The sequence below is a fragment of the Nocardioides sp. OK12 genome, from assembly GCF_024341885.1.
In the GTDB taxonomy this organism is placed as follows: Bacteria; Actinomycetota; Actinomycetes; order Propionibacteriales; family Nocardioidaceae; genus Nocardioides; species Nocardioides marinisabuli.
In genome coordinates this window covers 447,209-473,073 of the sequence record NZ_BNET01000004.1, presented here as the reverse complement: position 1 = coordinate 473,073, position 25,865 = coordinate 447,209, and the positions used below count along the sequence as shown (strand labels likewise).

At 75.2% G+C, this 25,865-nt stretch carries 25 protein-coding genes, 1 tRNA gene, 1 pseudogene and 2 riboswitches; of the genes and pseudogenes, 7 read left to right on the top strand and 20 right to left on the bottom strand.

Annotation, left to right across the window (positions count from 1 at the left end):
* Positions 1-53 precede the first annotated feature (53 nt).
* Together cobT and OCU29_RS12730 are read left to right on the top strand one after the other, a co-directional pair.
* A complete protein-coding gene (cobT, locus tag OCU29_RS12735; protein ID WP_261820291.1) occupies positions 54-1,118 on the top strand; it encodes a nicotinate-nucleotide--dimethylbenzimidazole phosphoribosyltransferase in 1,065 nt (354 codons plus the stop codon).
* Positions 1,111-1,878 carry an adenosylcobinamide-GDP ribazoletransferase gene (locus OCU29_RS12730; RefSeq protein WP_261820216.1) on the top strand — a complete coding sequence of 256 codons (768 nt, stop codon included), beginning with the start codon at positions 1,111-1,113 and terminating at the stop codon, positions 1,876-1,878. Before cobT ends, OCU29_RS12730 begins: the two co-directional genes overlap by 8 nt.
* Before the next feature lie 5 nt (positions 1,879-1,883).
* Here the strand turns inward: OCU29_RS12730 and cobU are convergent, their stop codons facing one another.
* Complete coding sequence (gene cobU, locus OCU29_RS12725; protein ID WP_261820215.1) at positions 1,884-2,420, bottom strand: bifunctional adenosylcobinamide kinase/adenosylcobinamide-phosphate guanylyltransferase; 537 nt, start codon at positions 2,418-2,420, stop codon at positions 1,884-1,886.
* Between the two features lie 11 nt (positions 2,421-2,431).
* Here cobU and OCU29_RS12720 point away from each other — a divergent pair, with 11 nt between their 5' ends.
* Positions 2,432-3,376: a cobalamin biosynthesis protein gene (locus OCU29_RS12720; protein ID WP_261820214.1), complete on the top strand. Its 945-nt coding sequence runs from the start codon at positions 2,432-2,434 to the stop codon at positions 3,374-3,376.
* On the opposite strand, the gene OCU29_RS12715 is transcribed toward OCU29_RS12720, so the two are convergent.
* The 9 genes and pseudogenes from OCU29_RS12715 to OCU29_RS12680 form a co-directional block, all read right to left on the bottom strand.
* Complete coding sequence (locus OCU29_RS12715) at positions 3,324-4,046, bottom strand: cobalt-precorrin-6A reductase (RefSeq protein ID WP_261820213.1); 723 nt, start codon at positions 4,044-4,046, stop codon at positions 3,324-3,326. The genes OCU29_RS12720 and OCU29_RS12715 overlap by 53 nt on opposite strands.
* The gene (locus tag OCU29_RS12710; protein ID WP_261820212.1) at positions 4,043-5,497 is read right to left on the bottom strand and encodes a cobyric acid synthase; all 1,455 of its coding nucleotides are present in this window, start codon (positions 5,495-5,497) and stop codon (positions 4,043-4,045) included. The genes OCU29_RS12715 and OCU29_RS12710 overlap by 4 nt, the downstream gene beginning before the upstream one ends.
* Complete coding sequence (locus OCU29_RS12705) at positions 5,497-6,078, bottom strand: 2'-5' RNA ligase family protein (RefSeq protein ID WP_261820211.1); 582 nt, start codon at positions 6,076-6,078, stop codon at positions 5,497-5,499. The genes OCU29_RS12710 and OCU29_RS12705 overlap by 1 nt, the downstream gene beginning before the upstream one ends.
* A complete protein-coding gene (gene cobF / locus OCU29_RS12700) occupies positions 6,075-6,851 on the bottom strand; it encodes a precorrin-6A synthase (deacetylating) (protein WP_261820210.1) in 777 nt (258 codons plus the stop codon). The genes OCU29_RS12705 and cobF overlap by 4 nt, the downstream gene beginning before the upstream one ends.
* On the bottom strand, positions 6,844-10,455 hold the full coding sequence (gene cobN / locus OCU29_RS12695; RefSeq protein ID WP_261820209.1) for a cobaltochelatase subunit CobN: 3,612 nt from the start codon (positions 10,453-10,455) through the stop codon (positions 6,844-6,846). The genes cobF and cobN overlap by 8 nt, the downstream gene beginning before the upstream one ends.
* 28 nt (positions 10,456-10,483) lie before the next feature.
* A riboswitch (cobalamin riboswitch) is annotated at positions 10,484-10,636 on the bottom strand.
* Between the two features lie 82 nt (positions 10,637-10,718).
* Positions 10,719-11,300 (bottom strand): annotated as a pseudogene (locus tag OCU29_RS19845) (NAD(P)H-dependent oxidoreductase subunit E); the annotation flags it as partial.
* A gap of 38 nt (positions 11,301-11,338) precedes the next feature.
* Positions 11,339-12,157 (bottom strand): ABC transporter ATP-binding protein, encoded by an 819-nt coding sequence (locus OCU29_RS12690; RefSeq protein WP_261820208.1) that lies wholly within the window; start codon positions 12,155-12,157, stop codon positions 11,339-11,341.
* Entirely contained in the window at positions 12,154-13,197 is a 1,044-nt protein-coding gene (locus tag OCU29_RS12685; RefSeq protein WP_261820207.1) for an iron ABC transporter permease, read from the bottom strand. Before OCU29_RS12685 ends, OCU29_RS12690 begins: the two co-directional genes overlap by 4 nt.
* Entirely contained in the window at positions 13,194-14,219 is a 1,026-nt protein-coding gene (locus OCU29_RS12680) for an ABC transporter substrate-binding protein (RefSeq protein WP_261820206.1), read from the bottom strand. Before OCU29_RS12680 ends, OCU29_RS12685 begins: the two co-directional genes overlap by 4 nt.
* Before the next feature lie 28 nt (positions 14,220-14,247).
* Positions 14,248-14,381: riboswitch (cobalamin riboswitch) on the bottom strand.
* An 86-nt stretch (positions 14,382-14,467) separates the two neighbouring features.
* On the opposite strand from OCU29_RS12680, the gene OCU29_RS12675 reads away from it, so the two are divergent.
* Positions 14,468-14,791 (top strand): putative quinol monooxygenase, encoded by a 324-nt coding sequence (locus OCU29_RS12675; protein WP_179616999.1) that lies wholly within the window; start codon positions 14,468-14,470, stop codon positions 14,789-14,791.
* A 16-nt stretch (positions 14,792-14,807) separates the two neighbouring features.
* Positions 14,808-16,175 carry an FAD-binding oxidoreductase gene (locus OCU29_RS12670; RefSeq protein ID WP_261820205.1) on the top strand — a complete coding sequence of 456 codons (1,368 nt, stop codon included), beginning with the start codon at positions 14,808-14,810 and terminating at the stop codon, positions 16,173-16,175.
* A 175-nt stretch (positions 16,176-16,350) separates the two neighbouring features.
* On the opposite strand, the gene OCU29_RS12665 is transcribed toward OCU29_RS12670, so the two are convergent.
* The 6 genes from OCU29_RS12665 to OCU29_RS12640 all read right to left on the bottom strand — a co-directional run bounded on the left by OCU29_RS12665 (position 16,351) and on the right by OCU29_RS12640 (position 19,616).
* Positions 16,351-16,423 (bottom strand) — tRNA-Ala (locus OCU29_RS12665).
* 77 nt (positions 16,424-16,500) lie between these two features.
* Positions 16,501-17,121, bottom strand: coding sequence for a histidine phosphatase family protein (locus OCU29_RS12660; protein ID WP_261820204.1), 621 nt, complete (start codon positions 17,119-17,121; stop codon positions 16,501-16,503).
* Entirely contained in the window at positions 17,118-17,510 is a 393-nt protein-coding gene (gene rsfS / locus OCU29_RS12655) for a ribosome silencing factor (protein WP_179617002.1), read from the bottom strand. The genes OCU29_RS12660 and rsfS overlap by 4 nt, the downstream gene beginning before the upstream one ends.
* On the bottom strand, positions 17,507-18,142 hold the full coding sequence (gene nadD, locus OCU29_RS12650) for a nicotinate-nucleotide adenylyltransferase (protein ID WP_261820203.1): 636 nt from the start codon (positions 18,140-18,142) through the stop codon (positions 17,507-17,509). Before nadD ends, rsfS begins: the two co-directional genes overlap by 4 nt.
* A gap of 10 nt (positions 18,143-18,152) precedes the next feature.
* Positions 18,153-18,317, bottom strand: coding sequence for a hypothetical protein (locus OCU29_RS12645; RefSeq protein WP_179617003.1), 165 nt, complete (start codon positions 18,315-18,317; stop codon positions 18,153-18,155).
* A 42-nt stretch (positions 18,318-18,359) separates the two neighbouring features.
* Complete coding sequence (locus OCU29_RS12640; RefSeq protein ID WP_261820202.1) at positions 18,360-19,616, bottom strand: glutamate-5-semialdehyde dehydrogenase; 1,257 nt, start codon at positions 19,614-19,616, stop codon at positions 18,360-18,362.
* 56 nt (positions 19,617-19,672) lie between these two features.
* On the opposite strand from OCU29_RS12640, the gene OCU29_RS12635 reads away from it, so the two are divergent.
* On the top strand, positions 19,673-20,215 hold the full coding sequence (locus OCU29_RS12635; protein ID WP_179617005.1) for an SGNH/GDSL hydrolase family protein: 543 nt from the start codon (positions 19,673-19,675) through the stop codon (positions 20,213-20,215).
* Positions 20,216-20,418: 203 nt separating this feature from the next.
* Here the strand turns inward: OCU29_RS12635 and OCU29_RS12630 are convergent, their stop codons facing one another.
* The 4 genes from OCU29_RS12630 to OCU29_RS12615 form a co-directional block, all read right to left on the bottom strand.
* The gene (locus OCU29_RS12630) at positions 20,419-21,372 is read right to left on the bottom strand and encodes an electron transfer flavoprotein subunit alpha/FixB family protein (RefSeq protein WP_179617006.1); all 954 of its coding nucleotides are present in this window, start codon (positions 21,370-21,372) and stop codon (positions 20,419-20,421) included.
* Positions 21,373-21,384: 12 nt separating this feature from the next.
* A complete protein-coding gene (locus OCU29_RS12625; RefSeq protein WP_306799021.1) occupies positions 21,385-22,182 on the bottom strand; it encodes an electron transfer flavoprotein subunit beta/FixA family protein in 798 nt (265 codons plus the stop codon).
* A gap of 153 nt (positions 22,183-22,335) precedes the next feature.
* Positions 22,336-22,734 carry a hypothetical protein gene (locus OCU29_RS12620; protein ID WP_261820200.1) on the bottom strand — a complete coding sequence of 133 codons (399 nt, stop codon included), beginning with the start codon at positions 22,732-22,734 and terminating at the stop codon, positions 22,336-22,338.
* Between the two features lie 31 nt (positions 22,735-22,765).
* Positions 22,766-23,554, bottom strand: a complete 789-nt coding sequence (locus OCU29_RS12615; protein ID WP_261820199.1) for an enoyl-CoA hydratase/isomerase family protein — start codon at positions 23,552-23,554, stop codon at positions 22,766-22,768.
* Between the two features lie 97 nt (positions 23,555-23,651).
* On the opposite strand from OCU29_RS12615, the gene glgX reads away from it, so the two are divergent.
* On the top strand, positions 23,652-25,835 hold the full coding sequence (glgX, locus tag OCU29_RS12610; protein ID WP_258017039.1) for a glycogen debranching protein GlgX: 2,184 nt from the start codon (positions 23,652-23,654) through the stop codon (positions 25,833-25,835).
* The last annotated feature ends 30 nt before the right edge of the window (positions 25,836-25,865 follow it).

The following is a 25,865-nucleotide window of genomic DNA, read 5'->3' as shown; positions in this document are numbered from 1 at the left end:
CCAGTCCAGCCCCCAATCCAGCCCTCAGCCCAGCCCCGAGTCCAGGAGGACCCGTGACCGCTTCCCTGCCCGTCCCCGCGCCGCACGCCCCGAGCGCCCGGGCCGCCGCCGAGCGGCTGGCCGGGCTGGCCGTCCCGGCCGGCGCCCTGGGCCGCCTCGGCGAGCTCGGCGCCTGGCTGAGCGCCGTGCAGGGCCAGGTGCCGCCGCGCCCGCTCGACGACGTGCGCCTGGTGATCTTCGCCGGTGACCACGGCGTCGCCCGGCACGGCGTCTCGGCGTACCCGCCCGAGATCACCGCCGCGATGGTGCGCACCTTCGTGGCCGGGCGCGCCGGCGTCAACGCCCTGGCCGGCGCCCACGGGGTGCGGGTGCGGGTGCTCGACCTCGGCGTCGACGACGACCTCGACGGGCTGCCCCCGGAGGTCGGCGAGCACAAGGTCCGCCGCGGCAGCGGCGCCATCCACCTCGAGGACGCCCTCACCGCCGCCGAGACCGCGCAGGCGCTGGCCGTGGGGCGACGGGTCGCCGCCCGCGAGGTCGCCGACGGGGCCCAGCTGCTGCTGAGCGGCGACATGGGCATCGGCAACACCACCCCCGCTGCGGCGCTGGTGGCGGCCGGCCTGGGGCTCGGGGCGGGCGACGTGGCCGAGGTCGCGGGCCGGGGCACCGGCGTCGACGACGCGGGCCTGGCCCGCAAGCGCGAGGTGCTGGGTGCCGCGCTCGAGCGGGCCGGGGAGCGGGCCGCCGACCCGGTCGAGACGCTCACCGCGCTCGGCAGCGCCGACCTGGCCGCGACCGTGGGCTACGTCCTGGGCGCCGCCGAGGCCGGGGTGCCCGTGCTGCTGGACGGACTGATGTCGGTGTCCTGCGCGCTCACCGCCGAGCGGATCGCCCCCGGCACCGCCGCCTGGTGCGTCGCCGGGCACCGCTCCCCCGAGCCGGCGCAGACGCTGGCGCTGGCCAGCCTGGGGCTCGACCCGCTGCTCGACCTCGGGATGCGGCTGGGCGAGGGCAGCGGCGCGGTCGCGGCGGTGCCGCTGCTGCGCAGCGCCGTCGCGCTGCTGCGAGAGGTCGCGCTGCTGAGCGACCTGGGCGACCTGGTGCCCACGGATGCCTGACTCCTGGCGCCTGGCGCTCGGCACCCTGACCGTGCTCCGGGTGCCGGCGCCGCGCGCCGTGACCCCCGTGGTCGCCGGTCGGGCGATGCTGCTGGCTCCCCTGGCGGTCCTCCCGCTGGGCCTCGTCGTCGCCGTGGTCGGCCTGGTCGGAGCCCGCCTCGCGCTGCCTCCGCTCGTCGTCGCGCTGGTCGCGGTGGGCGCGCTCGCCGCCGGCAGCCGGGCCCTGCACTGGGACGGGCTCTCCGACGTGGTCGACGGGCTCACCGCCTCCTACGACCCCGCGCGCTCCCTCGCGGTCATGAAGTCGGGCACCTCAGGGCCGGCCGGCGTGGTGGCGACGGTGGTGGTGCTGGGCGTGCAGGCCGCTGCGCTGGCGCCGCTGCTCACCACCGCCCGCGGGGCGCTGGTCGCCGGGCTGCTGGTCTGTGTCTCCCGGGCCGCGCTCGGCTGGTGCTGCCTGCGCGGGGTCCCGGGCGCGCGCCCCGACGGTCTCGGGGCGGCGTACGTCGGCACGGTCGGGCCGCTGCCCGCCGCCGCCGTGTGGCTGGTCGCGGCCCTCCTCCTGACGCTCGCCGCGGGCTGGTCGGGCCTGGTGGCCGGGGTCCTGGCGGCGCTGGTGGTCGCGGCGCTGCTGCACCGCGTCGTGCGCCGGCTCGGCGGAGTGACCGGCGACGTGCTCGGCGCCGCCGTCGAGCTCTGCCTGGCCACCCTGCTCGTGGGCGTGCTCGTCGGAGGGCCGCCGAGCGGAGGTGTCGGGTGAGCCCCTCAGAGCCGCAGCACCCGGCCGGCCACCACCAGGTGCACCTCGTCGCAGGCCTCGGCGACGCGCTGGTTGGCGAGGCCGAGCAGGTCGCGGAAGAGCCGGCCCGACCGGTGCGCGGGCACCACGCCCAGCCCCACCTCGTTGGTCACCAGCACCACGTCGTGGGGGCAGTCGCGCAGCGCCGCCACGACCGCGGCCAGCCGGGCCTCGACCAGCGCGACGACGTCGTCGGAGGAGCGCTCCCACGCCTGCTCCTCGTCGAGCAGGCCGGTCACCCAGGTGCCCAGGCAGTCGACGAGCAGCGCGCGGTCGGCGCGGGTCAGCGCGCCGGCCAGGTCGCGGGTCTCGAGCGTGGTCCACGACGCGGGTCGGCGCTCCCGGTGCCTCGCGACCCGCGCCGCCCAGTCGGGGTCGTCGTCCTCGGGCGCCGGGCCCGGCGCGACGTAGGTGACGGGGGCGGTGCCCACGAGCGACCCCACGAGCGACTCGGCGTGACGGGACTTGCCCGAGCGCACGCCGCCGGTGACCAGGACCTTCACGGGAGCCTCCAGTGCTGAGCAGATCGGTGGGGATGGTGCTGGGGGTCGGCCTCGACCGCGTGCTGGCCGACCCCGCACGATGGCACCCGGTGGCCGGCTTCGGCACCCTGGCCGCCCGCCTCGAGCAGACGACGTACGCCGACCGGCGCGCGGCGGGCGCCGCCCACGTGCTGGTGCTGGTCGGGGGCTGCGTAGCGCTGGGGGCCGTCGCCGAGCGGGCCACCCGCGACCGGCCGGTGCCGCACGCGCTGGTCACCGCGGCCGCGACCTGGACGGTGCTGGGCGGCACCACCCTGGGCCGGGAGGCCGCCGAGGTGGCGCGGCTGCTGGAGGCCGGGCGGCTCGACGACGCCCGCACCCAGGTGGCGCGGCTGGTGGGCCGTGACACCCGCACGCTGGAGGCCACCGACGTGGCCCGGGCCGCGCTCGAGTCGCTGGCCGAGAACACCTCCGACGCGGTGGTGGCCCCGCTGGTGCTGGGCGCGGTGGCCGGGGTGCCGGGGCTGCTCGGCTACCGGGCCGCCAACACCCTCGACGCGATGGTCGGGCACCGCAGCGCCCGCTACGCCCGCTTCGGCTGGGCGGCGGCGCGCCTCGACGACGTGCTCAACCTGCCCGGCTCGCGGCTCACCGCGGCCCTGGCCACCGTGCTCGGCGCCGACCCGGCGGCGAGCGTGCGGGCCTGGCGGCGCGACGCCGGCGCCCACCCCAGCCCCAACGCCGGCCCGGTCGAGGCCGCCTTCGCGGGCGCGCTGGGGGTGCGGCTGGGCGGGCGCACCGTCTACGGCACCGGCGCCGAGGCCCGGGTCGAGCTGCGTCCGGTGCTGGGCGCCGGGCGCGCCCCGGCCGCTCACGACGTGGCCCGGGGGCGCCGGCTGGCCGACCGGGTCGGGGTCGGTGCGCTCATCGTGACGGCAGCCGTCGCAGCCAGGCCAGCGCGCCGTCGACGTCGCTGACCGTCGGCACGCCCGGCGGCGGCGCCGGGCGGCGCACGACGACGGTGGCGACCCCGAGGTCGGCGGCGGCCCGCATCTTGGGCCAGGTCAGCGCCCCGCCGGAGTCCTTGGTGACCAGCACGTCGGCACGGTGCTCGCGCAGCAGGTCACGCTCCCCCGCCTCCTCGTAGGGGCCACGGCTGCGCAGCAGCGTCCAGGTCGGCGGCAGCGGCACCTCGGGCTCGTCGACCACCCGGGCCAGCACCGCGTGCTCGGCCAGCGGACCGGTGAAGGCGCCGAGCTGCTGGCGCCCGACGGTCAGCACCGGGCGCTGCCCGAGCCGGGCGGCCGTGGCGGCCGCCTCGTCGTGGCCGTCGACCCAGTGCCAGCGCCCGGTCGGGTCGCTCCAGCCGGGGCGCTGCAGCCGCAGCAGCGGCACGTCGACCGCGGCGGCGTGCGTCGAGATGGTGGCGGCGAAGGGGTGCGTCGCGTCGACCACGGCGTCGTACGCCGCGGCGTACGCGCGCAGCGCCTCGGCGCCCCCGAAGCCGCCGATGCGCACCCGGCCCACGGGCAGGCGCGGCCGCACCACCCGCCCGGCCAGCGACGACTCGACGTCGACGCCGGCCTCGACCAGGGCGGCGGCCAGGGCCCGCGCCTCGCCGGTGCCGCCGAGCAGCAGCACCCTCACGGCTGGGCTCCCGGCGCTCCCGGCGGCAGGAACGGCAGCCCGGCGGGCGCCCCGTCGAGGGCCAGCGCGAGCAGCGCGTCGACGTCGAGGTGGGTCTCGACGAGCTCGCCGAGCAGGTCGAGCCGGCGCTCGCGGGCGGCGGGGAAGGACGCCGTCGACGCCACGCCGAGTGCCCGGCGCAGGTAGGCGGCGCGGTGCGCGTCGTCCTCCAGGGCACCGTGCACCATCGTGGCCGTCACCGCCCCGAGCTCGCGCTGGCCCTCCAGGCGCCCGTGGTGGATCTCGTAGCCGGCGGGCTCGTGGCGGCGCAGCACCTTCTCGGGGGTGAAGGCGGTGACGGCGTCGAGCAGCCCCAGCCCCTCGACGTCGGCGCCCGCGGGCCCCTCGACCCCGTGCGGGTCGCGGATCCGCCGGCCGAGCATCTGGGCGCCGCCGCAGATGCCGAGCAGCGGGCGACCCGCCGCGACGTGGGCGTGCAGGGCGGTGTCGAGGCCGCGCCCGCGCAGCCACGCCAGGTCGGCGAGGGTGGCGCGGGTGCCGGGCAGCACCACCAGGTCGGCGTCGGAGAGCGCCTGCGGGGTGGAGGCGAAGACCACGTCGAGGCCGGGCTCGAGGCCGAGCGCGTCGACGTCGGTGAGGTTGGAGATCCGCGGCAGCCGCACCACGACCACCCGGGCGGTCGGCTCCCCCGCGCCGGCGCCGGGGCGGGCCCGGCGCCCCTCCAGGTCGAGGGCGTCCTCGGAGTCGAGCCACAGGTCCGGGCTCCAGGGCAGCACGCCGTAGGTGCGACGACCCGTCGCGGCCTCCAGCTGGGCCAGGCCCGGGCGCAGCAGCTCGAGGTCGCCGCGGAACTTGTTGACCACGAAGCCCGCCAGCAGCGCCTGGTCCTCCGGTGCGAGCAGCGCGACCGTGCCGAGGAACGCGGCGAAGACCCCGCCCCGGTCGATGTCGCCGACGACGACCGTGGGCAGGTCGGCGTGCCGGGCCAGGCCCATGTTGACGTAGTCGCCCGCGCGCAGGTTGACCTCCGCCGGGCTGCCGGCCCCCTCGGCGACCACGACGTCGTGGCGCCCGGCCAGGTCGTCGTACGCCGCCTGGGCGGCGCGGGCCAGGTGGGCGCGCCCGGTGGTCCAGTCGCGCGAGGACACCTCGCCGGCGGGCCGGCCCAGCACCACCACGTGGCTGCGCCGGTCGCTGCCGGGCTTGAGCAGCACCGGGTTCATCGCCGGTTCCGGCTCGACCCGCGCGGCCAGCGCCTGCACCCACTGGGCGCGCCCGATCTCTGCGGTGCCCCCGTCGAGGTGCGCCACGACCATCGAGTTGTTCGACATGTTCTGCGCCTTGTACGGCGCCACGGCCACCCCGCGGCGGGCCAGGGCGCGGCAGAGCCCCGTGGTGACCACGCTCTTGCCGGCGTCGGAGGTGGTGCCGGCGACCAGCAGGCCGCCCATCAGGCGACCGCCTCGGCGGCGAGGGGGAAGGAGTGCAGCAGCCGGCACCCGTCGGCCTGCCACCACTGCAGGTCGACCCGGTCGACCCGGGTGCGCACCGGCAGGCGCCCCGCGAGGTCACCGGCCACGGAGCCGACGGTGACCCGCTGGCCGACCTGCTGGCCGACCCGGGTGGGGCCGGGCCCGACCTGGTCGAGGCTGAGGTGCGGCTCGACCGCGCCGTACCTGCCCTCGTAGGGCGGGTGCTGGGGGTAGGCCTCGGCGAGCAGGCCGGTCAGCGCGGCGAACCGCCCGTGCGGCTCGGGGCGCAGGTGCACCAACCCGTTCGGGAAGACGTCGACCTCGCCCAGCCGGGCCTCGAAGGTCGGCACCGCGGCGAGCAGGGCCGCGACCCGCCCGAGGTCGGCGTCGTCGGGCGCCGGCACCCACGGCGCCAGCACGGTGACGTGGGCGTGCACGAACGTCGGGTCGCTCGAGACCCACGCCGGGTCGTACTCGTGGGTGCGGGCCCGCACCCAGTCGTCGAGCGCGGGCACCGGCACGGCGAGCACGGTGTGACCGCCGGTGGGCTGCCCGCTCACGGGGCGTCCCCGGCCGGCGCCCGCAGCAGGTGCAGGTCGAGCACCCAGCCGTCGTGGGCGCGGGCCCGCTCGCGGGCGGCCTCGATGTCGGCGAGCACCTCACCGACCCGCCCGGCGACCAGCTGCTCGCCGGGCGCGCCGAGGTTGGCCCCCCACCAGATCGACCAGTCGGCGAGCGCGGGGTCGGCCAGCGCGTCGAGGCGACGGTTGAGCACGACGACGACGTTGCGCTGCCCCTGGGCGAGCGCCTCGGCGAACCGGCGGGCGGTGGTGACGTGCAGCGGGGCGCCGACGTCGTGCAGCACCAGGCGGTGCCGGGCGGCGAGCAGCTGGAGGCTGCTGATGCCGGGCACCACCTCGACGGCCAGCGGCAACCGCTCCTGGAGCCGGTCCAGCAGCCGCAGCGTGGAGTCGTAGAGGCTCGGGTCGCCCCACACCAGCAGCCCCACGTCGCCGGGGTGCGTGGCCAGGGCGGCCTCCCACGCCTCGGCCCGCGCGGCGTGCCAGGCGTCGACCGCCGCGTCGTAGTCGACGTCGTCGTGCCGCGCGCGCGGCGGGTCGTCGAGCACGACCAGCTCGACGCCGTGCAGGTCGCAGACCTCGCGGCGCACCGCGAGCAGCGGGTCGTCGGCGGACTTCACGAAGGCGAGCACCACGTCGACGGTGTCGATCGCGGCCGCGGCCTCGACGGTCACGTGCTGCGGACCCATCCCGATGCCGACGACGACCACCCGGCGGGCCGCCGTGGCGGTCCCGCCCGGCGCCTTAGCCACCGGCGCGGTCCTCCAGGTCGCCCTCGAGGTCGAGGTAGACCGCCTGCATCCGCGCCAGCGTGTCGGCGTCGGGCGACTCCCACAGCCCGCGGTCGGCGGCCTCGTGCAGCTTCTCCACGATGCCGCGCAGCGCCCACGGGTTGGAGCGGCGCATGAACTCCTGGTTGGTCTCGTCGAGCACGTACTCCTGGGCCAGCGACTCGTACATCCAGTCGTGCACGACCCCGGCGGTGGCGTCGAAGCCGAAGAGGTAGTCGACGGTGGCGGCGAGCTCGAAGGCGCCCTTGTAGCCGTGGCGCTGCATGGCGGTGATCCAGCGCGGGTTGACCACCCGGGCGCGGAAGACCCGGTTGGTCTCCTCCTGCAGGGTGCGGGTGCGCACCGCGTCGGGGCTGGTGGAGTCGCCGACGTAGGCCTTCGGGTCGGAGCCGGTGAGCGCGCGGACGGTGGCGACCATCCCGCCGTGGTACTGGAAGTAGTCGTCGGAGTCGGCGATGTCGTGCTCGCGGGTGTCGATGTTCTTGGCCGCGACCTGGATGCGGCGGTAGGCCGTGCGCATGTCGTCGGCGGCCGGGGCACCGTCGAGGCCGCGGCCGTAGGCGAAGCCGCCCCAGGCGGTGTAGACCTCGGCCAGGTCCTTGTCGTCGCGCCAGGAGCCGGACTCGACGACCTGCAGGATGCCGGCGCCGTACGAGCCCGGCTTGGAGCCGAAGACCCGGGTGGTGGCCCGGCGCCGGTCGCCGTGCTCGGCCAGGTCGGTCTCGACGTGGGCGCGCACGAAGTTCTGGTCGGCCGGCTCGTCGAGGTCGGCGACCAGCTGCACGGCGTCGTCGAGCATCGCCACGACGTGCGGGAAGGCGTCGCGGAAGAAGCCCGAGATCCGCACGGTGACGTCGATGCGGGGTCGGCCGAGGTCCTCCAGGGGGACGACCTGCAGCTCGGAGACGCGGCGCGAGGCCTCGTCCCAGACCGGGCGCACGCCCAGCAGCGCGAGCACCTCGGCCACGTCGTCGCCGGAGGTGCGCATCGCGCTGGTGCCCCACACCGACAGGCCCACCGAGGTCGGGTAGGCGCCGGTGTCGTCGAGGTGGCGCTGGAGCAGCGAGTCGGCCATCGCGACGCCGGTCTGCCAGGCCAGCCGGCTGGGCACGGCGCGCGGGTCGACGGTGTAGAAGTTGCGCCCGGTGGGCAGCACGTTGACCAGCCCGCGCAGCGGGGAGCCGGAGGGGCCGGCCGGCACGAAGCCGCCGTCGAGGGCGTGCAGCACCGCGTCGAGCTCGTCGGTGGTGCAGGCCAGCCGGGGCACGACCTGCTCGGCCGCGAAGCACAGCACCCGGCGCACCTCGGGGTCGTCGTGCAGTGCTGCGACCGCGGCCGGGTCCCACCCGGACTCCTCCATGGCCAGCACCAGGGCACGGGCCTGCTGCTCGGCGGCGTCGACGGCGCCGGTGTCCTCGTGACCCTCCTTCAGCCCCAGGGCGACTCGCAGGCCGGGCACCGCCGCGGACTCGCCTCCCCACACCTGGGAGGCGCGCAGGATCGCGAGCACCAGGTTGACCCGGGCCTCCCCGTCGGGCGCCTGGCCCAGCACGTGCAGGCCGTCGCGGATCTGGGCGTCCTTGATCTCGCAGAGCCACCCGTCGACGTGCAGCAGGAAGTCGTCGAACTCCTCGTCGTCGGGGCGCTCCTCGAGGCCGAGGTCGCGGTGCATCTCCGCGGCGTGCATCAGCTGCCAGATCTCGCCCCGCACCGCCGGCAGCTTGGCCGGGTCCATCGCGGCGATGTTGGCGTGCTCGTCGAGCAGCTGCTCGAGGCGCGCGATGTCGCCGTAGGTCTCGGCGCGCGCCATCGGCGGGATCAGGTGGTCGACGATGGTGGCGTGGGCGCGCCGCTTGGCCTGCGCGCCCTCCCCCGGGTCGTTGACCAGGAACGGGTAGACCAGCGGCAGGTTGCCGATCGCGGCGTCGGTCGCGCAGGAGGCCGAGAGGGCCGCGTTCTTGCCGGGCAGCCACTCCATCGACCCGTGCTTGCCCAGGTGCACGACCGCGTGCGCGCCGAACCCGCCGGACTCCGGCGACGCCTCCAGCCAGCGGTACGCCGCCAGGTAGTGGTGGCTGGGGGCCAGGTCGGGGTCGTGGTAGATCGCGACCGGGTTCTCCCCGAAGCCGCGGGGCGGCTGGATGAGCAGCACCACGTTGCCGGCGGTGATGGTGGCCAGCACGATCTCGCCGGCGGCGTTGGTGAAGAGGGTGCCGGGCGCCGCGCCCCACGCGTCGGTGATCTGCGCGCGCAGGTCGGCGGGCAGGTCGGCGGTCCACGCGTCGTACTGCGCCGGGGTGATCCGCACGTGCGCGTCGCTGAGCTGGGCGTGGGTCAGCCACTCCTCGTCCTGCCCGCCGGCCGCGATCAGGGCGTGGATCAGGGCGTCGCCGGCCTCGGTGTCGTCGCCGAGCTCGAGACCCGGGATCTCGCCCGGCGCCCCGAGGTCGTAGCCGGCCTCGCGCATCCGGCGCAGCAGGCGGATCGTGGAGACCGGCGTGTCCAGGCCCACCGCGTTGCCGACCCGGGAGTGCTTGGTCGGGTAGGCCGAGAGCATCAGCGCGACCTTGCGCTCCGCGGGCGGCGTACGCCGCAGCCGGGCGTGGTTGACCGCGATCCGGGCCACCCGGGCGCAGCGCTCGGCGTCGGCGACGTAGCGCGGCAGCCCGTCGGCGTCGACCTCCTTGAAGGAGAACGGCGCGGTGATGATCCGCCCGTCGAACTCGGGGATCGCGATCTGGGTGGCGGAGTCGAGCGGGGTGACCCCGTCGTCGCTGGCCTCCCACTCCGCGCGGCTGCTGGTCAGGCACAGGCCCTGGAGGACGGGGATGTCGAGGGCGGCCATCCGCTCCACGTCCCAGGCCTCGTCGTGCTCGCCGGCGCTGGCCGAGGCCGGGGTGCTGCCGCCGGCGGCGAGCACGGTGACCACGAGGGCGTCCAGGGTGCCCAGCGCGTCGTAGAGCGCGTCGGGCGCCGCGCGCAGCGAGCCCGCGAAGACCGGGACGCCGACCGCGAGCCCGGTCGCGTCGACGGCGTCGGCCAGCGCGTGGGCGAAGGCGGTGTTCCCGCTCGCCTCGTGGGCGCGGTAGTAGAGGATGCCGACCCGCGGCAGGTCGCTGTCGACGTGCGGGCGGGCCCACCCCCACTGCGGCAGCGCGACCGGGGGCTCGAAGCCCTCGCCGGTGAGCAGCACGGTGTCGGAGAGGAACGCGTGCAGCTGGGCCAGGTTGGCGGGGCCGCCCTCGGCGAGGTAGCGGTGTGCCTCGGCGGCCACGCCCATCGGCACCGAGGAGAGCTCCATCAGCTCGGCGCTGGGCTGCTGCTCCCCACCCAGCACGACGGTCGGCACGCCGGTCGCTGCCACGCGGGTGAAGCCCGAGCAGAGGTCCTGGGGCGAGCCCAGGACGCGCCCGACGACCAGGTCGCAGCCCTCGATGGTCTCGGCCATCGACTGGTGGCCCGGCCGGGCCGGGTTGGCCACGACGTAGTCCGCACCGCTGGCGCTGGCCGAGAGGAGGTCGGTGTCGGAGGTGGAGAGCAGCGCGATGCGCGCGCGTCGGTTCATCGTGTTTCTCCTCGGGGTTCTCGCCCCTGGTCGGCGGAGGTCCCGTGGCCAGTGTCTGGCTTCGCCCGCTGCTCCCGCAGCGGGCTCACAGTGGCGGAACCGCCCCGGACTTCGGCATCGCTGCCGGCACCGGGTTCCTGGTCACCACGAGACGTGTGCGGCCACCCTAGTCCCCTCGACGGGCCACGGCGGCGCGGCAGCCGCTGCTCGGTCACGGGCGCGCCCGCGACGAGGTGGTGCGCGACGACCAGGGCCGCCGCGGCGTCGTCCACGCGGCCGTACCAGACGTCGTCGGGCTGCACCGCGACCACCGGGGCGTGGTTGCAGGGGAACAGGCAGCCGGTCTGGGTGACCAGCACGTCGTCGTCGCCCTGCCCGTGCTCGACCAGCGCCCGCGACAGCGCGGCGGCGGTGGCCTCGGAGCCGCGCGCGGTGCACCGCGGGCCGCGGCACACCAGGACCTGGTGGCGGTGGCCGGGCACGTCCTGCCAGGCCGCGGAGGCCAGGTCCGCCTCCCGGCCGGTGACCGGGCGGACCGCTCGCCCCAGCACCGTGGGCAGCTCGCCGTCATGACGCAGCAGCTGGGCGGCCACGGTGATCGCGGGCCGGTGCCCCGACCGCTCGCGCCACCAGTGCCCGGCGACCCGGCGCAGCCACGACGCGCCGGGGCCGCTCGCGCCCAGCCGCACCCCGACCAGCACCACCCGCTCGGCGCCGAGGTCGGCCAGGCGGGTCAGCTCGCGCGAGAGCGACGGATCGCCCACCTGGAGGAACGCCACGGTGGCGGGCCGGTCACCGGCCAGTGCCGCGACCCGGTCGGCCAGGGCGACCTCGTGGGCCGACATGCCCACCAGCACCAGGTGCTCGGCCCCTTCGTCCGCGCTCACCGGGCCTCCTCCACGGGTCGGGCGGCCCCGAGCACGCCGTTCCACCGCACGTGCGGGGCCGGGCGGCGGGGGTGGTCCTCGACGTCGACGTCGACCCCGTAGACGTCGGCGACCAGGTCGGGCGTGAGCACCTCGGAGACCGGCCCGGCGGCCCGCACCCGCCCGTCGTCGAGCACCACGACGTCGTCGCAGTAGGCCGCGGCCATCTCGAGGTCGTGCAGCGCAGCCACCGTGGTCAGGCCGCTCGCGCGCACCCGCTCCAGGAAGTCGAGCTGGTGGCCCAGGTCGAGGTGGTTGGTCGGCTCGTCGAGCAGCAGCAGCGACGGCTCCTGGGCCAGGGCCCGGGCCAGCTGGGTGCGCTGCCGCTCACCGCCGGAGAGCCGGTCCCACCCGCGCTCGGCGAGGTGCTCGACCCGCACCGTCCGCATCGCCCGCTCGACCGCGTCGGCGTCGGCGCCGCGCAGCGGCCCCGCGCCCCACCGGGAGCGGTACGGCGTCCGCCCGAGGCCCACGACCTGGCGCACCGTCAGCGACAGGGCGGTCTCGGCGTGCTGCTCGACCAGGGCGATCCGGCGGGCCCGGAGCCGCGCGGGCATCCGGTGCACGTCGACGCCGTCGAGGCGCACCAGCCCGTCGTCGGGACGGCGCAGCCCCGCGACCATGTGCAGCAGCGTCGTCTTGCCCGAGCCGTTGGGGCCCAGGAGGCCGGTCACCCGGCCCGGTCGGCAGCGCAGGTCGACGGCGTCGAGCACCGGCGCCCCGCGCCCCGGCACGCGCAGGCCCACGCCGAGCGCCTCGAGCGCCGGCGCGCTCACGCCGCCACCCGGGTGCGCCGCAGCAGGTAGGCGAAGAAGGGGGCGCCGACCAGCGCCGTCACGACCCCGATCGGGATCTCCTGACCCTGCACCAGCGAGCGGGCCAGCGTGTCGGCCCACACGAGCAGCACCGCGCCGAGCAGCGCCGCGAGCGGCAGCAGGAGCCGGTGCTGCGGCCCGGTCACGAAGCGCACCACGTGCGGCACCACCAGGCCCACGAAGCCGATCGCGCCCGAGAAGGCGACCAGGCAGGCCGTCACCAGGGCGGTGACGACCATCAGCACCCAGCGCAGGCGCTCCACCTCGATGCCCAGCGAGCGGGCCGAGGACTCACCGAAGGCCAGGGCGTCGAGCTGGCCGGCCATCGCCACGAAGACCACCGTGGAGACGACGGCGACCGCGCCCACGGTCGCCGCGGTGCCCCAGCGCAGGCCGGCCACCGACCCCAGGGTCCAGGTCAGCACACGGCGGGCCGCGTCGGAGTCGCCGGCCAGGATGACGACCATCGAGGTGTAGGCGCCGCACACCTGCGCCGTGGCCACGCCGGCCAGGACGGTGCGTCCGGGCGAGAGGCTGCCGCCGCGACCGGCGGCCAGCACCAGCACCAGCACCAGCGCCCCGAGGGCGCCGGCGAACCCGGCCGCGGCCACGGCGGCCGAGCCCACCAGCCCCACGACCGGGACACCGAGCACGATCACGGTGACCGCCCCGACCGCGGCCCCGCTGGAGATCCCGAGCAGGTAGGGGTCGGCCAGGTCGTTGCGGGTCAGCGCCTGCAGCACCGCGCCGCAGCAGGCCAGCGCCGCCCCGATGGCGGCGGCCCCGAGCACGCGCGGCATCCGCAGCTGCCAGACGATCTGGTCGTCGAGCAGCCGCACGTCGAGGCCGTCCGCGCCCAGCCGGCGCGCCACCACCTCGACGACCGTCGACAGCGGGACCGGGACCGCCCCGATGCCCAGCGCCGCGGCCATGCTCAGCAGCAGCAGGGCCGCCGTGGTCAGCAGCGCGAGGGTCGAGAGGGCCGGTCGGCCCCGTCTCACGAGGCGTCCAGGCCCGCCAGCTGGGCGGCCACCGAGACGGCACCGTCGACCAGCCGCACCCCGGCGGTCGACTCGGAGAACGCGACGGTGACGAAGCGCTGCTCACGCACCGCCCGCAGGGTGCTGAGCACCGGGTCGGCCTCCAGGTAAGCGATCTTCTCCTCCGCGCTGGACCAGGAGGCGTCGGCGAGCACGACGACGTCGGGGTCGGCGGCGACGACCTCCTCCCAGCTGGCCTCGACCCAGCTGCCCGGCTGGTCGGCGAAGACGTTGCTCGCACCCACGGCGTCCAGCACCAGCTGCGGCCCGCCCGCGCCCGCCCCGACGTACGGCGCGCGGTCCCCGGAGTCGTACCAGAGCACCTCGAGCCCGGCCCCCGCCTCCTCGGCGGCGAGCTCGGCCAGCCGCTGCTGCTGCTCGGCGCGCAGCGCCTCGGCCCGGTCGGGCACCCCGAACGCGGCCGCCACGGAGTCGACCTCGTCCCACACCGCCTCGAAGGACGCGTCGGGACGCAGGTCCTGCTCCTCGCAGCCGAACGGCGAGAGGTAGGCGGCGGTGCCGGTGCGCTCCAGCTCGGCCCGGCTCCCGGCCGCACCGGCGTCGAAGGCGCTGGCGTAGGCGCCGTACACGAGGTCGGGCTCCACCGCGAGCAGCTCCTCGCGGGTGGGGTACTCCGGGGACAGCACCGGCACCGCGTCGTACGCCGCCGCCCAGCGCTGCGGCACGGCGTCGTCGAGGTAGGCGGTGCCCGCCAGCCGGTCCTCGACGCCGAGCGCGAGGGCGACCTCGGTGGCACCCTGGTTCATCGTGACCGCCCGGCGCACGGGGCTCGCGATCGTGCTGGTGTGCCCGCAGCTGGTGACCTCCACCGGGAACCCGGTGGCCTCGGCCGCGGCGCTCGCCGGCGGCTGCGGGGCCCCGGCGCACGCGGAGGTCAGCAGGGCCAGCGCGAGCGCGGCCGTGGCCGCCAGCGGGCGCCGGCTCGTCGTGGGGTGGGTGGACACGGACCGGCAGGGCCTCATGGGTTTCTCCTCGGGGTTCTCGCCCCTTGCTCGACGGAGGTCCCGTGGCCAGTGTCTGGCTCGCCCGCGGTGCTGCTGCGGGCTCACAGTGGCGGAACCGCCCCGGACTTCGGCATCGCTGCCGGCACCGGGTTCCTGGTCACCACGAGACGTGTGCGGGCAGCGTAGCGCCGTGGCGCCTAGGCTCGGCGCGGCAGGTCCACGCAGCGGTCGACCTCGACCGTCCGTCCCCCCACGAGGAGAGTCTCTTGATCTTCATCACCGCCCGGTTCCGCATCAAGCCCGAGCACGCCGAGGCCTGGCCCGAGATCTCGCGCGAGTTCACCGAGTCGACCCGCGCCGAGCCGGGCTGCCTGTGGTTCGACTGGGCGCGTGCGCTCGACGACAGCGACGAGTACTTCCTCACCGAGGCCTTCGCCGACGGTGACGCCGGCGCGGCCCACGTGCAGTCCGAGCACTTCCAGAAGGCCACCCGCGAGCTGCCGGCCTACCTCGTCGAGACCCCGCGCATCGTCAGCACCGAGGTCGAGGGCACCGGCTGGTCCGAGCTCGGCGAGATGCGGGTCGGCTGAGGCTCGAGCGGCACCGATGAGCACTCCGTTCGACACGCTCGGTCCCGACCTGGTCACCACCGACCCCGACCTCGTCGCGTCGTACGCACGCGACGAGACGGCCCTCGGGGTGAGCGGCGGGGCCGGGCCGGTCGCCGTCGTGAGCCCCCGCACCACCGCCGACGTCGCGGCGGTGCTCGCCATCGCCCACGAGCACCGGGTGCCGGTGGTGGTGCGCGGCGCCGGCAGCGGCCTGTCCGGCGCCGCCAGCGCACCCGAGGGCTCGGTGGTCCTCTCCACCCGGCGCCTGACGCGGGTGCTCGAGGTCGACCCCGACGAGCGGCTGGCCGTGGTGCAGCCCGGGGTCGTCACCGGCGACCTGCGCGCCGCCGTCGCCGAGGTCGGCCTCTTCTACCCGCCCGACCCCGGGTCGGTGGCCTTCTCCACCATCGGCGGCAACGTCGCGACCAACGCCGGCGGCATGTGCTGCGTGAAGTACGGCGTCACCGGCGACTTCGTGCTCGGCCTCGAGGTGGTGCTGGCCGACGGCACGGTGACCCGCACCGGTCGCCGGACCGCCAAGGGCGTGGCCGGCTACGACCTCACCGCGCTGCTGGTCGGCTCCGAGGGCACCCTCGGCGTCGTCACCGAGATCACCCTGCGGCTGCTGCCGGCGCCGGCGCCCGCCCGCACGCTGGTCGCGACGTTCCCCGGCCTGGCCGCCGCCGGCGCGGCGGTCGCCGCCGTGACCCGGGCCGGGCTCGACCTGTCGATGCTCGAGATCATGGACCGCACCACGCTCGACGCCGTCGACGAGCTGACCGGGATGGGCCTCGGCGCCGACGGCACCCCGGCGGCGATGCTGCTGGCCCAGTGCGACGGCGAGGACGCGCCCGCCGTGCTGGAGCGGATGGCGGCGCTGTGCGAGGACGCCGGCGCCGAGGACGTCGTGGCGGCCGACGACGCCGCCGAGGGCGAGGCGCTGCTCGAGGCGCGGCGCCAGGCGCTGCCGGCGCTGGAGCGGCTCGGCGACTGGGTCCTCGACGACGTCTGCGTGCCGCGCGGACGGGTGGTCGAGCTCCTCGAGGCCGTCGAGCGGGTGGCCGAGCAGGAGGCGCTGACCATCGGCGTCTTCGGGCACGCCGGCGACGGCAACATGCACCCCACGATCGTCCACGACGCCGCCGACCCGGCCTCCGTGGCCGCCGCGACGCGCGCCTTCGACGCGATCACCGCCGCCGCCCTCGAGCTCGGCGGCACCATCACCGGCGAGCACGGCGTGGGCAGGCTCAAGCGCGACTGGCTGGCCCGCGAGCTCGACCCCGGCGCGATGGCGATGTCGCGGGCGGTCAAGGGGGCGCTGGACCCGCTCGGCATCTTGAATCCTGGGGCTGTGCTGGGCTGAGCTCGGCCTGCGGCCGCCTGCCGCTCACGCCTCGCCTCGGGATCGCCGAGTCGTCGCTTCTTCCCGTCCCCCGCTTCGCTCCTCCCGGGAAGGAGCGACGACTCGGCTCCTCTGCACAACGACGAAGACCCCCGGCTCAGCGCTTCCGCGCTGTGCCGGGGGTCTTGCGTCGTTGTGGAGCTGAGGGGACTCGAACCCCTGACCCTCTGCATGCCATGCAGATGCGCTACCAGCTGCGCCACAGCCCCAACTCGTCTGCCTCCCCGTTGCCGGTGAGCGACCTGCGGAACATTAGCCGACGCCCACGACGATGTGAAATCGGGGGTCAGGACACCGTGCGGTTGTAGGCCTCGAGGCGCAGCACGCCGTCGCCGGCGTGCTCGCGGAAGACCACCCAGCCGCAGTTCCCGACTCCCTGGAGGGTCGCGAACTGCTGCTCGGGCCAGCCCAGGAGCGCCCCCGTGGCGACCCGGATCGCCGCCCCGTGCGAGACCGCCAGCGCGGTACCGCCCGCGGGGGTCGCCCGCAGCAGCTCGCCGAGCGCCTCGCCCATCCGCAGGCCCACCTCGGCGGCCTTCTCGGCCCCCGGCACCACGTCGTAGCCACCGGCCCGGAACGCCGAGAACTCCGTCGCGTCGAGCGCGCGGTACTCGTCGTGGGTGAGGCCCTGCCGCTCGCCGAGGTGGAACTCGCGCAGCCGTGCGTCGTACGACGCCCACGACGGCTCGCGGCCCAGCTCGCGCAGCACCGGCGCGACGGTGGCCCGGGCACGGGCCAGGTCGGAGCACCACACGACGTCCGGGCGCAGCGCGGCCACGACGGGCGCGGTGCGCGCCGCCTGCTCGCGGCCGGTGTCGTCGAGGTCGACGTCGAGCTGGCCCTGGATCCGCCGCTCGCGGTTGGAGGCGGTCTGGCCGTGCCGGAGCAGGACCAGGGTGCGGCTCACGCCGGGTCGCGGGGAGCGCTGGGACCCGTGGCGTCGGCCGGCAGCTCGATGACCGGGCAGTCGCGCCACAGCCGCTCGAGGGCGTAGAACTCGCGCTCCTCCTCGTGCTGGACGTGCACCACGATCTCGCCGTAGTCGATGAGGACCCAGCGCCCGTCGCGCTCGCCCTCCCGGCGGATCGGCTTGGCGCCGATCTCGCGCAGCTTGTCCTCGACCTCGTCGACGATCGCCTTGACCTGGCGGTCGTTGGAGGCGGAGACGAGGAGGAAGGCGTCGGTGATGGCCAGCTGCTCGCTGACGTCGTAGGCGAGGAGGTCCTGGCCGAGCTTGTCGCCGGCGGCGCGCGCCGCGGCGTGCACGAGCTCGATCGCGTGGTCGGTGGCGGTCATGAGTCTCCGAGGTGGGTCGTGGCGGCGCCGGGGGCGCCTGGGTAGAGGTCGTGCTTGGCGATGTACTGGACGACGCCGTCGGGCACGAGGTACCACACCGGCTCGCCACGCTGCGTGCGCGCACGGCAGTCCGTGGACGAGATGGCCAGTGCGGGGATCTCCACCATCGTGACACGGTCGGCCGGGATCGACCGCAACGTCTCCTCGTCCATCTCGTAGCCGGGCCGGGTGCAGCCCACGAACTGGGCGAGCTCGAAGAGCTCGTCGGCGTCGCGCCAGGTGAAGATCTCGGCCAGCGCGTCGGCGCCGGTGATGAAGTAGAGGTCGGCGTCGGGCAGCCGCTCACGCAGGTCGCGCAGGGTGTCGATGGTGTACGTCCGCCCGCTGCGGTCGATGTCGACGCGGCTGACGTTGAAGCGCGGGTTGGCCGCGGTCGCGATCACCGTCATCAGGTAGCGGTGCTCGGCCTCGGTGACCTGCCGGTCGGCCTTCTGCCAGGGGTCGCCGGTGGGGACGAAGACGACCTCGTCGAGGTCGAACCACGCCTGGACCTCCGAGGCCGCCACGAGGTGCCCGTGGTGGATGGGGTCGAAGGTGCCGCCCATGACGCCGACCCGGCGTCGACGCGTCACGAGCCGAGGCTCAGCTGTGCTCGCGGCCGTTGCCGAACCCGAGCAGCGCGGCGAGCAGGCCCAGCATGATCACCAGGACCAGCAGCCCGACGCCGTAGGACACCAGGTGGTCGACCTCGTGCTCGGCCTCGGAGGCGAGGACGACGGTGCTCTGCAGGATCTGGGCCGCGGTCATGGCCACAGACTACCGCCCGGGCCGCCCCCGCCCGGCACCGCCTCAGCGCACGTGCCCCTCGCCCGTGACGACGTACTTGGTCGAGGTCATCTCGGGCAGCCCCATCGGGCCGCGGGCGTGCAGCTTCTGGGTGCTGATCCCGATCTCGGCACCGAAGCCCAGCTCTCCCCCGTCGGTGAAGCGGGTGCTGGCGTTGACCAGCACCGCCGCCGAGTCGACCGAGGCCACGAAGCGGCGCGCGGCCGACTGGTCCTCGGTGAGGATGGCCTCGCTGTGGGCGCTCGAGTGGCGGCGCACGTGGGCGATCGCGGCGTCGATCGAGTCGACGACGGCCACGGCCAGGTCCAGGGAGAGGTACTCGGTGTCCCAGTCGTCGTCGGTGGCCGGGACGACGCCGGGCAGCGCCGCGGTCGCGGCGTCGCCGTGCACGGTCACCCCGGCCTCCTGCAGCGCGGAGACGACGCGGGGCAGGAAGGTCTCGGCGAGGTCGGCGTGCACGAGCAGCGTCTCGGCGGCGTTGCAGACGCTGGGGCGGTGGGTCTTGGCGTTGAGCACCACCGCCAGCGCCTTGTCGAGATCGGCGGCGCGGTCGACGTACACGTGGCAGTTGCCGACCCCGGTCTCGATGACCGGCACCGTCGAGCCCTCCACCACGCTGCGGATCAGCCCCGCTCCCCCGCGCGGGATCAGCACGTCGACGCGCCCGCGGGCGCGCATCAGGGTGGTGACGCTCTCGCGGGAGTCGGCGGGCACCAGCTGCACGACATCGGGCTCGAGGCCGGCCCCGGCCGCCGCTCCGCGCAGCACCTCGACGATCGCGGCGTTGCTGGCCGCGGCGCTCGAGGAGCCGCGCAGCAGGACCGCGTTGCCCGACTTCACGCAGATCCCGGCGGCGTCGGCCGTCACGTTGGGCCGGGCCTCGTAGATCATCGCGACCACGCCGAAGGGCACCCGCACCTGGCGCATCTCGAGGCCGTTGGCCAGGGTGCTGCCGCGCACCACCTCCCCCACCGGGTCGGGCAGGCCCGCGACGTCGCGCAGCCCCTGGGCCATCGCCTCGACCCGCTCGTGGGTCAGGCGCAGCCGGTCGACGATGCCCGCGGGCGTGCCCGCCTCCTCCGCCCGGCGCACGTCGTCGGCGTTGGCGCCCAGCACCGTGCCGGCGGCCGCGACGAGCGCGTCGGCCATCGCGTGCAGCGCCGCGTCCTTGGTGGCGCGCGTGGCCTGGGCGAGGCCGTGGCTGGCCTCGCGGGCACGGTCGGCCAGGACGAGCACGGGGTCGGTGGGGGCGTCGCTCATGACGCGATCGTAGAGGCCGCGCCGGGTCCGGCCCCGAGGCCTCCTAGGCTGCGGACATGCGCATCGTGCTGCTCGGCGACAGCCACCTCGACCGGGTCCGCCGCGACCTGCACCGGCTGGCCCCCGAGCCCGGGGTCGAGGTCGTCAACGCCGCCGTGGGCGGCTCGTTCGCCTTCGAGCTGCGCGGGCAGGCCGACGGGGTGCACCTGCGCCCCGAGGACGCCGTGGTCGTCTCGGTCGGCACCAACGACGCCGCCCCCTGGAAGGCGGTGCCGCCCTACGACTTCGAGACCAACCTGCGCGAGCTGCTCGACCACCTGGCCGACCTCGGCACCACCCGCCTGGGCCGCCTGGTCTACGTCACCCCGCCCGGGGTCGACGAGGCCCGGCTCGGCGGCCCCGGCGACCGCACCAGCGCCGTCGTGGCGTCGTACGCCGCCATCGGCGCCCGGCTCACCACCGAGGCCGGCGGCCGCGTCGTCGACGCCCTGGCCCTGCTCGCCCCGCTCGGCGCGGCGGCGTACCTCGACGACGGCGTGCACCTCACCGGTGCCGCCTACGACCTCCTGCTGCCCGCCGTCGCCGACGCCCTGCGCTGAGACCGGGTCGTGGCCTGGGTCGTGGGCCGGGTCGTGGCCTGGGTCGTGGCCTGGGTCGTGGCTCGGGTCGTGGCCTGTGGCCGCGCCATGGCGCGTCCTCGACCACACGACCGGGACCACGACCCGGACCACGACCCGGACGCGGACGCCGAAGGGCCCCGACCACGTCGTGGTCGGGGCCCTCGGTGAGGTGAGCCGGGGGCTCAGCCCTTGCGCTGGTTGATCTTCTCGGTGGCGGCCGGGAGCACGTTGTGCAGGTCGCCGACGACGCCGAAGTCCACGAGCTCGAAGATCGGGGCCTCCTCGTCCTTGTTGACCGCGACGATCGTCTTCGAGGTCTGCATGCCGGCGCGGTGCTGGATCGCACCGGAGATGCCGTTGGCCACGTAGAGCTGCGGCGAGACGACCTTGCCGGTCTGGCCGACCTGGAAGCTGTGCGGCATCCAGCCGGAGTCGACGGCGGCACGCGAGGCACCGACCGCGGCGCCGAGCGCGTCGGCCAGGCCCTCGATCGGGGCGAAGTCGCCACCGGTGCCACGACCGCCCGAGACCACGATCGCGGCCTCGGTCAGCTCGGGGCGGCCCGAGGCCTTGCGCGGCTGGGCGGCCACGATCTGGGCCTTCTTGGCCGAGTCGGAGATCGTCGCGGCGAACTGCTCGACGGTGCCGGCACCGGCGGTCTCCTCGGGCGCGGCCGAGTTGGGCTTGACCGTGATGATCGGGGTGCCGTGGGTGACCTTCGCCTTGACGGTGTAGCTGCCGGCGAAGACCGACTGGGTGGTCACGCCGCCCTCCTCGACGTCGACGGCGTCGGTGATCAGGCCCGAGCCGGTCTTGATCGCCAGGCGGGCCGCCACCTCCTTGCCCTCGTAGCCGGAGACCAGGAGCACCGCGGCGGGGCTGGTCTTCTCGACCAGCTGCTGCAGGGCCTCGGCCTTGGGGGCCACCAGGTAGCCCTTGATCTCCGCGTCGTCGACGACGTAGATCTTCTCGGCCCCGAAGGCCGTGAGCTTCTCGGCCGCGGCCGAGGCCGCCTCCGAGCCGCCGAAGACGACGGCGCTGGGCTCGCCGAGGCGCTTGGCCAGGGCGAGGAGCTCGAACGTGGGCTTCTTGACTGCGCCGTCGACGTGGTCGACGACAACCAGGACTTCAGACATCTCGGACGCTCCTCAGATGAACTTCTTGGAGGCGAGGAAGCCGGTGAGCGCCTCGGCGCCCGACCCGTCCTCGTCGGTGACGATCTCGCCGGCGGTGCGCGGCGGGCGGGCGGCGGTCTCCTCGACCTGCGACCACGCCACGGACAGACCGACCTGGTCGGCCTCGACGCCGATGTCGGCCAGCGACCAGGTCTCCATCGGCTTCTTCTTGGCCGCCATGATCCCCTTGAAGGAGGGGTAGCGGGCCTCGCCGGTCTGGTCGGTGACCGAGAGCACCAGCGGCATCGTCGCGCCGATGACCTCGGTGGCGGTGTCGCCGTCGCGCTTGATCCGCACCTGGTCGCCCTGGGCCTCGATGACCGAGGCGAAGGTGACCTGGGGCAGGTCGAGACGCTCGGCCAGCATGGCCGGGACGACCGAGCCGGAGGCGTCGGTCGAGGCCATGCCGCACAAGACGAGGTCGACGGGCTTCTCGGCGCCGGCCTTCTCGACGGCCTTGGCCAGCACCAGCGACGTGGCGATGTAGTCGGAGCCGGCGATGGCCTCGTCGGAGACGTGGATGCCCTTGTCGGCACCCATCTGCAGTGCCTTGCGCACGGCGTCGACGGCCTTCTCGGGGCCCACGCACAGCGCGGTCACCTCGGTGTCGTCGCCGGCCTTCTCCTTGAGCTGCAGCGCCTGCTCGACGGCGTACTCGTCGAGCTCGGACAGCAGGCCGTCGACGCCCACGCGGTCGACGGTGTTGTCCGACTCGAACTGGCGGTCGGCGGTGGCATCGGGCACGTACTTCACACAGACAACAATGTTCATGGGATCTGGCCCGGTCAGGGCCCCTCCTGTGCACTCGGTGGTCTCGGCGAGGTTACCCGCGAGTCGGGGTCCGCGGTACAGCGTCCGCGGTTGGGTATCTCACATGTGTGACAGCGGCGCTGTCACGGTCGGGCCGGCTGCTGGGCCGGTGGGTCAGGGCTTGACGACGCGCTCCACGAGGCGGCCGACGACCAGGTAGGCCACCGCCCCGAGGCCCCAGTTGAACAGCGCGTTCTTGGTCTCGGCGTTGGAGCCGTCGAACTCGCGGATGCCGTTCTCGCGGGAGAAGACGCCCAGGTCGACGCCGTCGGCGAGGTCGAGCACGAAGGAGACCAGGCCGTTGTCGCGGTTGGCGTCGATCGCGATCAGCAGTGCCCCCACGGCCAGCACCATCGCGAGCAGCACGAAGACCGCCCACAGGGCGGTGGCCACCTTGGCGCGCACCACCGCGGTGCTCGTGCCCCCGCGTCCGCGCTTGGCGGGCGCGGCCGCCGCGGTCGTGGTGTCCTGCTCGGCCACCTCGACGCTCTTCTTCGATCTCTTCAGTGCCACGCGGCGCTCCTTGGAGGTCCGACCCTGACGCTCAGCTCCCGGTGAACTGAGCCTTGCCCGGTCCGTTCTCGACGAAGGATGACATACCGACGGTCCGGTCCCGGGTGGCGAACAGCGACGCGAACTGCATCCGCTCGATCTCGAGGCCCGTCTCGAGGTCGACCTCGAGGCCGCGGTCGATGCACTCCTTGGCCGCGCGCACGGCGTACGACGCCGCGCCGGCGAACTGGCGCGCCCAGGCGGTCGCCTCCTCCAGGACGCTCTCGTCGGGCACCACCTTGTCGACCAGGCCGATGGCCAGCGCCTCGTCGGCCTTCACGAAGCGGCCGGTGAAGATGATGTCCTTGGCCTTGCTGGGCCCGACCAGGCGCGAGAGCCGCTGGGTGCCGCCGGCGCCGGGGATGATGCCGAGCAGCACCTCGGGCTGGCCCATCACGGTGCGCTCCCCCGCGACCCGGACGTCGGCGGCCAGCGCGAGCTCGCAGCCGCCGCCGAGGGCGTAGCCGTTGACGGCCGCGACGACCGGCTTGGGGATGCGCGCCACCGCGGTGACCGCGGCCTGCAGCGGCCCGGAGCGCTTGACCATGTCGGTGTGCGACATGCCGGCCATCTCCTTGACGTCGTTGCCGGCCGCGAAGACCCGCTCGCCGCCGGTCAGCACGACGGCCTTGACGTCGTCGCGCTCGACGACCTCGGCCACCACCGCGGTGAGCTCCTGCTGCACCTGGATGGAGATGGCGTTCATCTTCGGGCGGTCCAGGCGGATGGTGGCGACACCGTCGGCCACCTCGAGACGCACGAACTCGGCTTGATCGGCCACGGGCACAACCTCTCTGGTCGGTGAGGATCGATGCTGTGCGCGGTGCGCACCCGGGCATCGTGCCACTGGCGCGACCGGTGCTGGGAGACTGGTGCGTGTGACTCCTTCGACGTGGACCCACCTCGGCCAGACATCCCAGGTCTGGCCCGGGCGCAACTGGCCCCTGGGGGCGACCTGGTCGGCGGAGTCGACCAACTTCGCGGTCTACGCACCGGCGGCCACCGAGGTGTGGCTGTGCGTCTTCGAGGAGGCGCCCGACGGCGGCGAGGTCGAGGTCCGCCACCAGCTGACCGAGCAGTCCCTGGGCATCTGGCACGGCGCGCTGCCCGGGGTCCGCCCCGGCACGGCGTACGGCTACCGCGTCGACGGGCCGTGGAAGCCGGCCGAGGGCCTGCGCTTCAACCCCGCCAAGCTGCTGCTCGACCCCTACGCGCAGGCCACGACCGGTGACCTGGTGCCCGAGCAGCCCGCCTTCGCCTACGTGCTGGGCAGCCCCGAGGTGCGCGACGACCACGACTCGGCCGGCCACGTGCCGCGCGGCGTGGTCGTCGACCCGTCCTTCGACTGGCAGGGCGACGTCCCGATGCGTCGCCGCTGGCGCGACACCGTGATCTACGAGGCGCACGTCAAGGGGCTCACCGCCCTGCACGACCGGGTGCCCGAGCACCTGCGCGGCACGTACGCCGGGCTGGCGCAGCCGGCCGTGACCGACTACCTGCGCGACCTCGGGGTGACGGCCGTCGAGCTGCTGCCGGTCCACCAGTTCGTCTCGGAGCCGTCGCTGACCGAGCGCGGCGCCACCAACTACTGGGGCTACAACTCCATCGGCTACTTCGCCCCGCACGCGGCGTACTCCTCCTCCGGCGAGCGCGGTGAGCAGGTCACCGAGTTCAAGGAGATGGTGCGCGCGCTGCACCGCGCCGGCATCGAGGTGATCCTCGACGTGGTCTACAACCACACCGCCGAGGCCGGCCCGCTGGGCCCGACGCTGAGCTTCCGCGGCCTCGACGACCGCGGCTTCTACAAGCGGGTGGCCCCGGTGCCCGACCCCAAGACCGGCGCGGTGACCTTCGACGACACCTACTGGGACGTCACCGGCTGCGGCAACACCGTCGACTCCAACAACCCGCTGGCGCTGCGGATGATCCTCGACTCGCTGCGCTACTGGGTCACCGAGATGCACGTCGACGGCTTCCGCTTCGACCTGATGTCGGCGCTGACGCGCACCGGCTACGACATCGACATGAACTCCGACCTGCTCGTCGCGATCGGCCAGGACCCGGTGCTGCGCCACGTCAAGCTCATCGCCGAGCCGTGGGACGCCTCCATGGACGGCTACCTGGTCGGCGGCATGCCGCCGCCGTGGGTGGAGTGGAACGACCAGTACCGCGACGCGATCCGGGACTTCTGGCGCAACCACAACCACGGCACCCACGCGGTCGCGACCCGGCTGGCCGGCTCCTCCGACCTCTACGCCGACGACGGGCGCTCGGCGTACGCCTCGATCAACTTCGTCACCGCCCACGACGGGTTCACGGTGCGCGACCTGGTCAGCTACGAGCACAAGCACAACGAGGCCAACGGCGAGGACAACCGCGACGGCACCGACAACAACCGCTCGTGGAACCACGGCGTCGAGGGCGAGACCGACGACCCGGCGCTGCTCGCGGTGCGCCGACGCCAGGCCGCCAACATCATGGCCACGCTGTGCCTGTCGAACGGCGTCCCGATGATCACCGCCGGCGACGAGCGCGGGCGCACCCAGCGCGGCAACAACAACGCCTACTGCCAGGACAACGAGCTGTCGTACGTCGACTGGCGCCCCGACGACGCCTGGCTCGACGTCTACGAGGTGACCCGGGCCGCGCTCCGGCTGCGCCGCGAGCACCCGGCGCTGCGCCAGCGGCACTGGTTCGAGGGCCGGCCCACGATCCGCGGCGGCCCGAAGGACCTGGCCTGGCTGCACCCGAGCGGGCGCGAGATGACCCCCGACGACTGGCACGACCCCGAGCTGCGCACCGTGGGGATGTTCGTCTCGGGCTCGCCGCTGCGCGCGCCCGGCCCGCGCGGCGAGCAGCAGGTCGACGCCTCGTTCATGGTGTGGTTCGGCTCCGGCTGGCTGCCCCAGCGGGTCTCGCTGCCCGAGAACGACTGGGTGCAGCGCGGCGAGGTGGTGCTCTCCACCGACGCGCGGCTGGCCGTGGGCACCGTGGTCGAGGCCGGCGGCGAGCTGACCGTCGGGCGGCGCAGCGTCGTGGTGCTGCGCAGCACCGCCCCCTGACGGCGGGTCGTGCCCCCGGGCGTGGTCCGG

Bases quoted from the DNA above. Each gene is read 5' to 3' on its own strand.
- OCU29_RS12730 (WP_261820216.1), top strand. From the start codon at position 1,111: ATGCCTGACTCCTGGCGCCTGGCGCTCGGCACCCTGACCGTGCTCCGG.
- OCU29_RS12710 (WP_261820212.1), bottom strand. From the start codon at position 5,497: ATGGGCGGCCTGCTGGTCGCCGGCACCACCTCCGACGCCGGCAAGAGC.
- cobN (WP_261820209.1), bottom strand. From the start codon at position 10,455: ATGAACCGACGCGCGCGCATCGCGCTGCTCTCCACCTCCGACACCGAC.
- OCU29_RS12680 (WP_261820206.1), bottom strand. From the start codon at position 14,219: ATGAGGCCCTGCCGGTCCGTGTCCACCCACCCCACGACGAGCCGGCGC.
- OCU29_RS12670 (WP_261820205.1), top strand. From the start codon at position 14,808: ATGAGCACTCCGTTCGACACGCTCGGTCCCGACCTGGTCACCACCGAC.
- rsfS (WP_179617002.1), bottom strand. From the start codon at position 17,510: ATGACCGCCACCGACCACGCGATCGAGCTCGTGCACGCCGCGGCGCGC.
- OCU29_RS12645 (WP_179617003.1), bottom strand. From the start codon at position 18,317: ATGACCGCGGCCCAGATCCTGCAGAGCACCGTCGTCCTCGCCTCCGAG.
- OCU29_RS12640 (WP_261820202.1), bottom strand. From the start codon at position 19,616: ATGAGCGACGCCCCCACCGACCCCGTGCTCGTCCTGGCCGACCGTGCC.
- OCU29_RS12635 (WP_179617005.1), top strand. From the start codon at position 19,673: ATGCGCATCGTGCTGCTCGGCGACAGCCACCTCGACCGGGTCCGCCGC.
- OCU29_RS12630 (WP_179617006.1), bottom strand. From the start codon at position 21,372: ATGTCTGAAGTCCTGGTTGTCGTCGACCACGTCGACGGCGCAGTCAAG.
- OCU29_RS12625 (WP_306799021.1), bottom strand. From the start codon at position 22,182: ATGAACATTGTTGTCTGTGTGAAGTACGTGCCCGATGCCACCGCCGAC.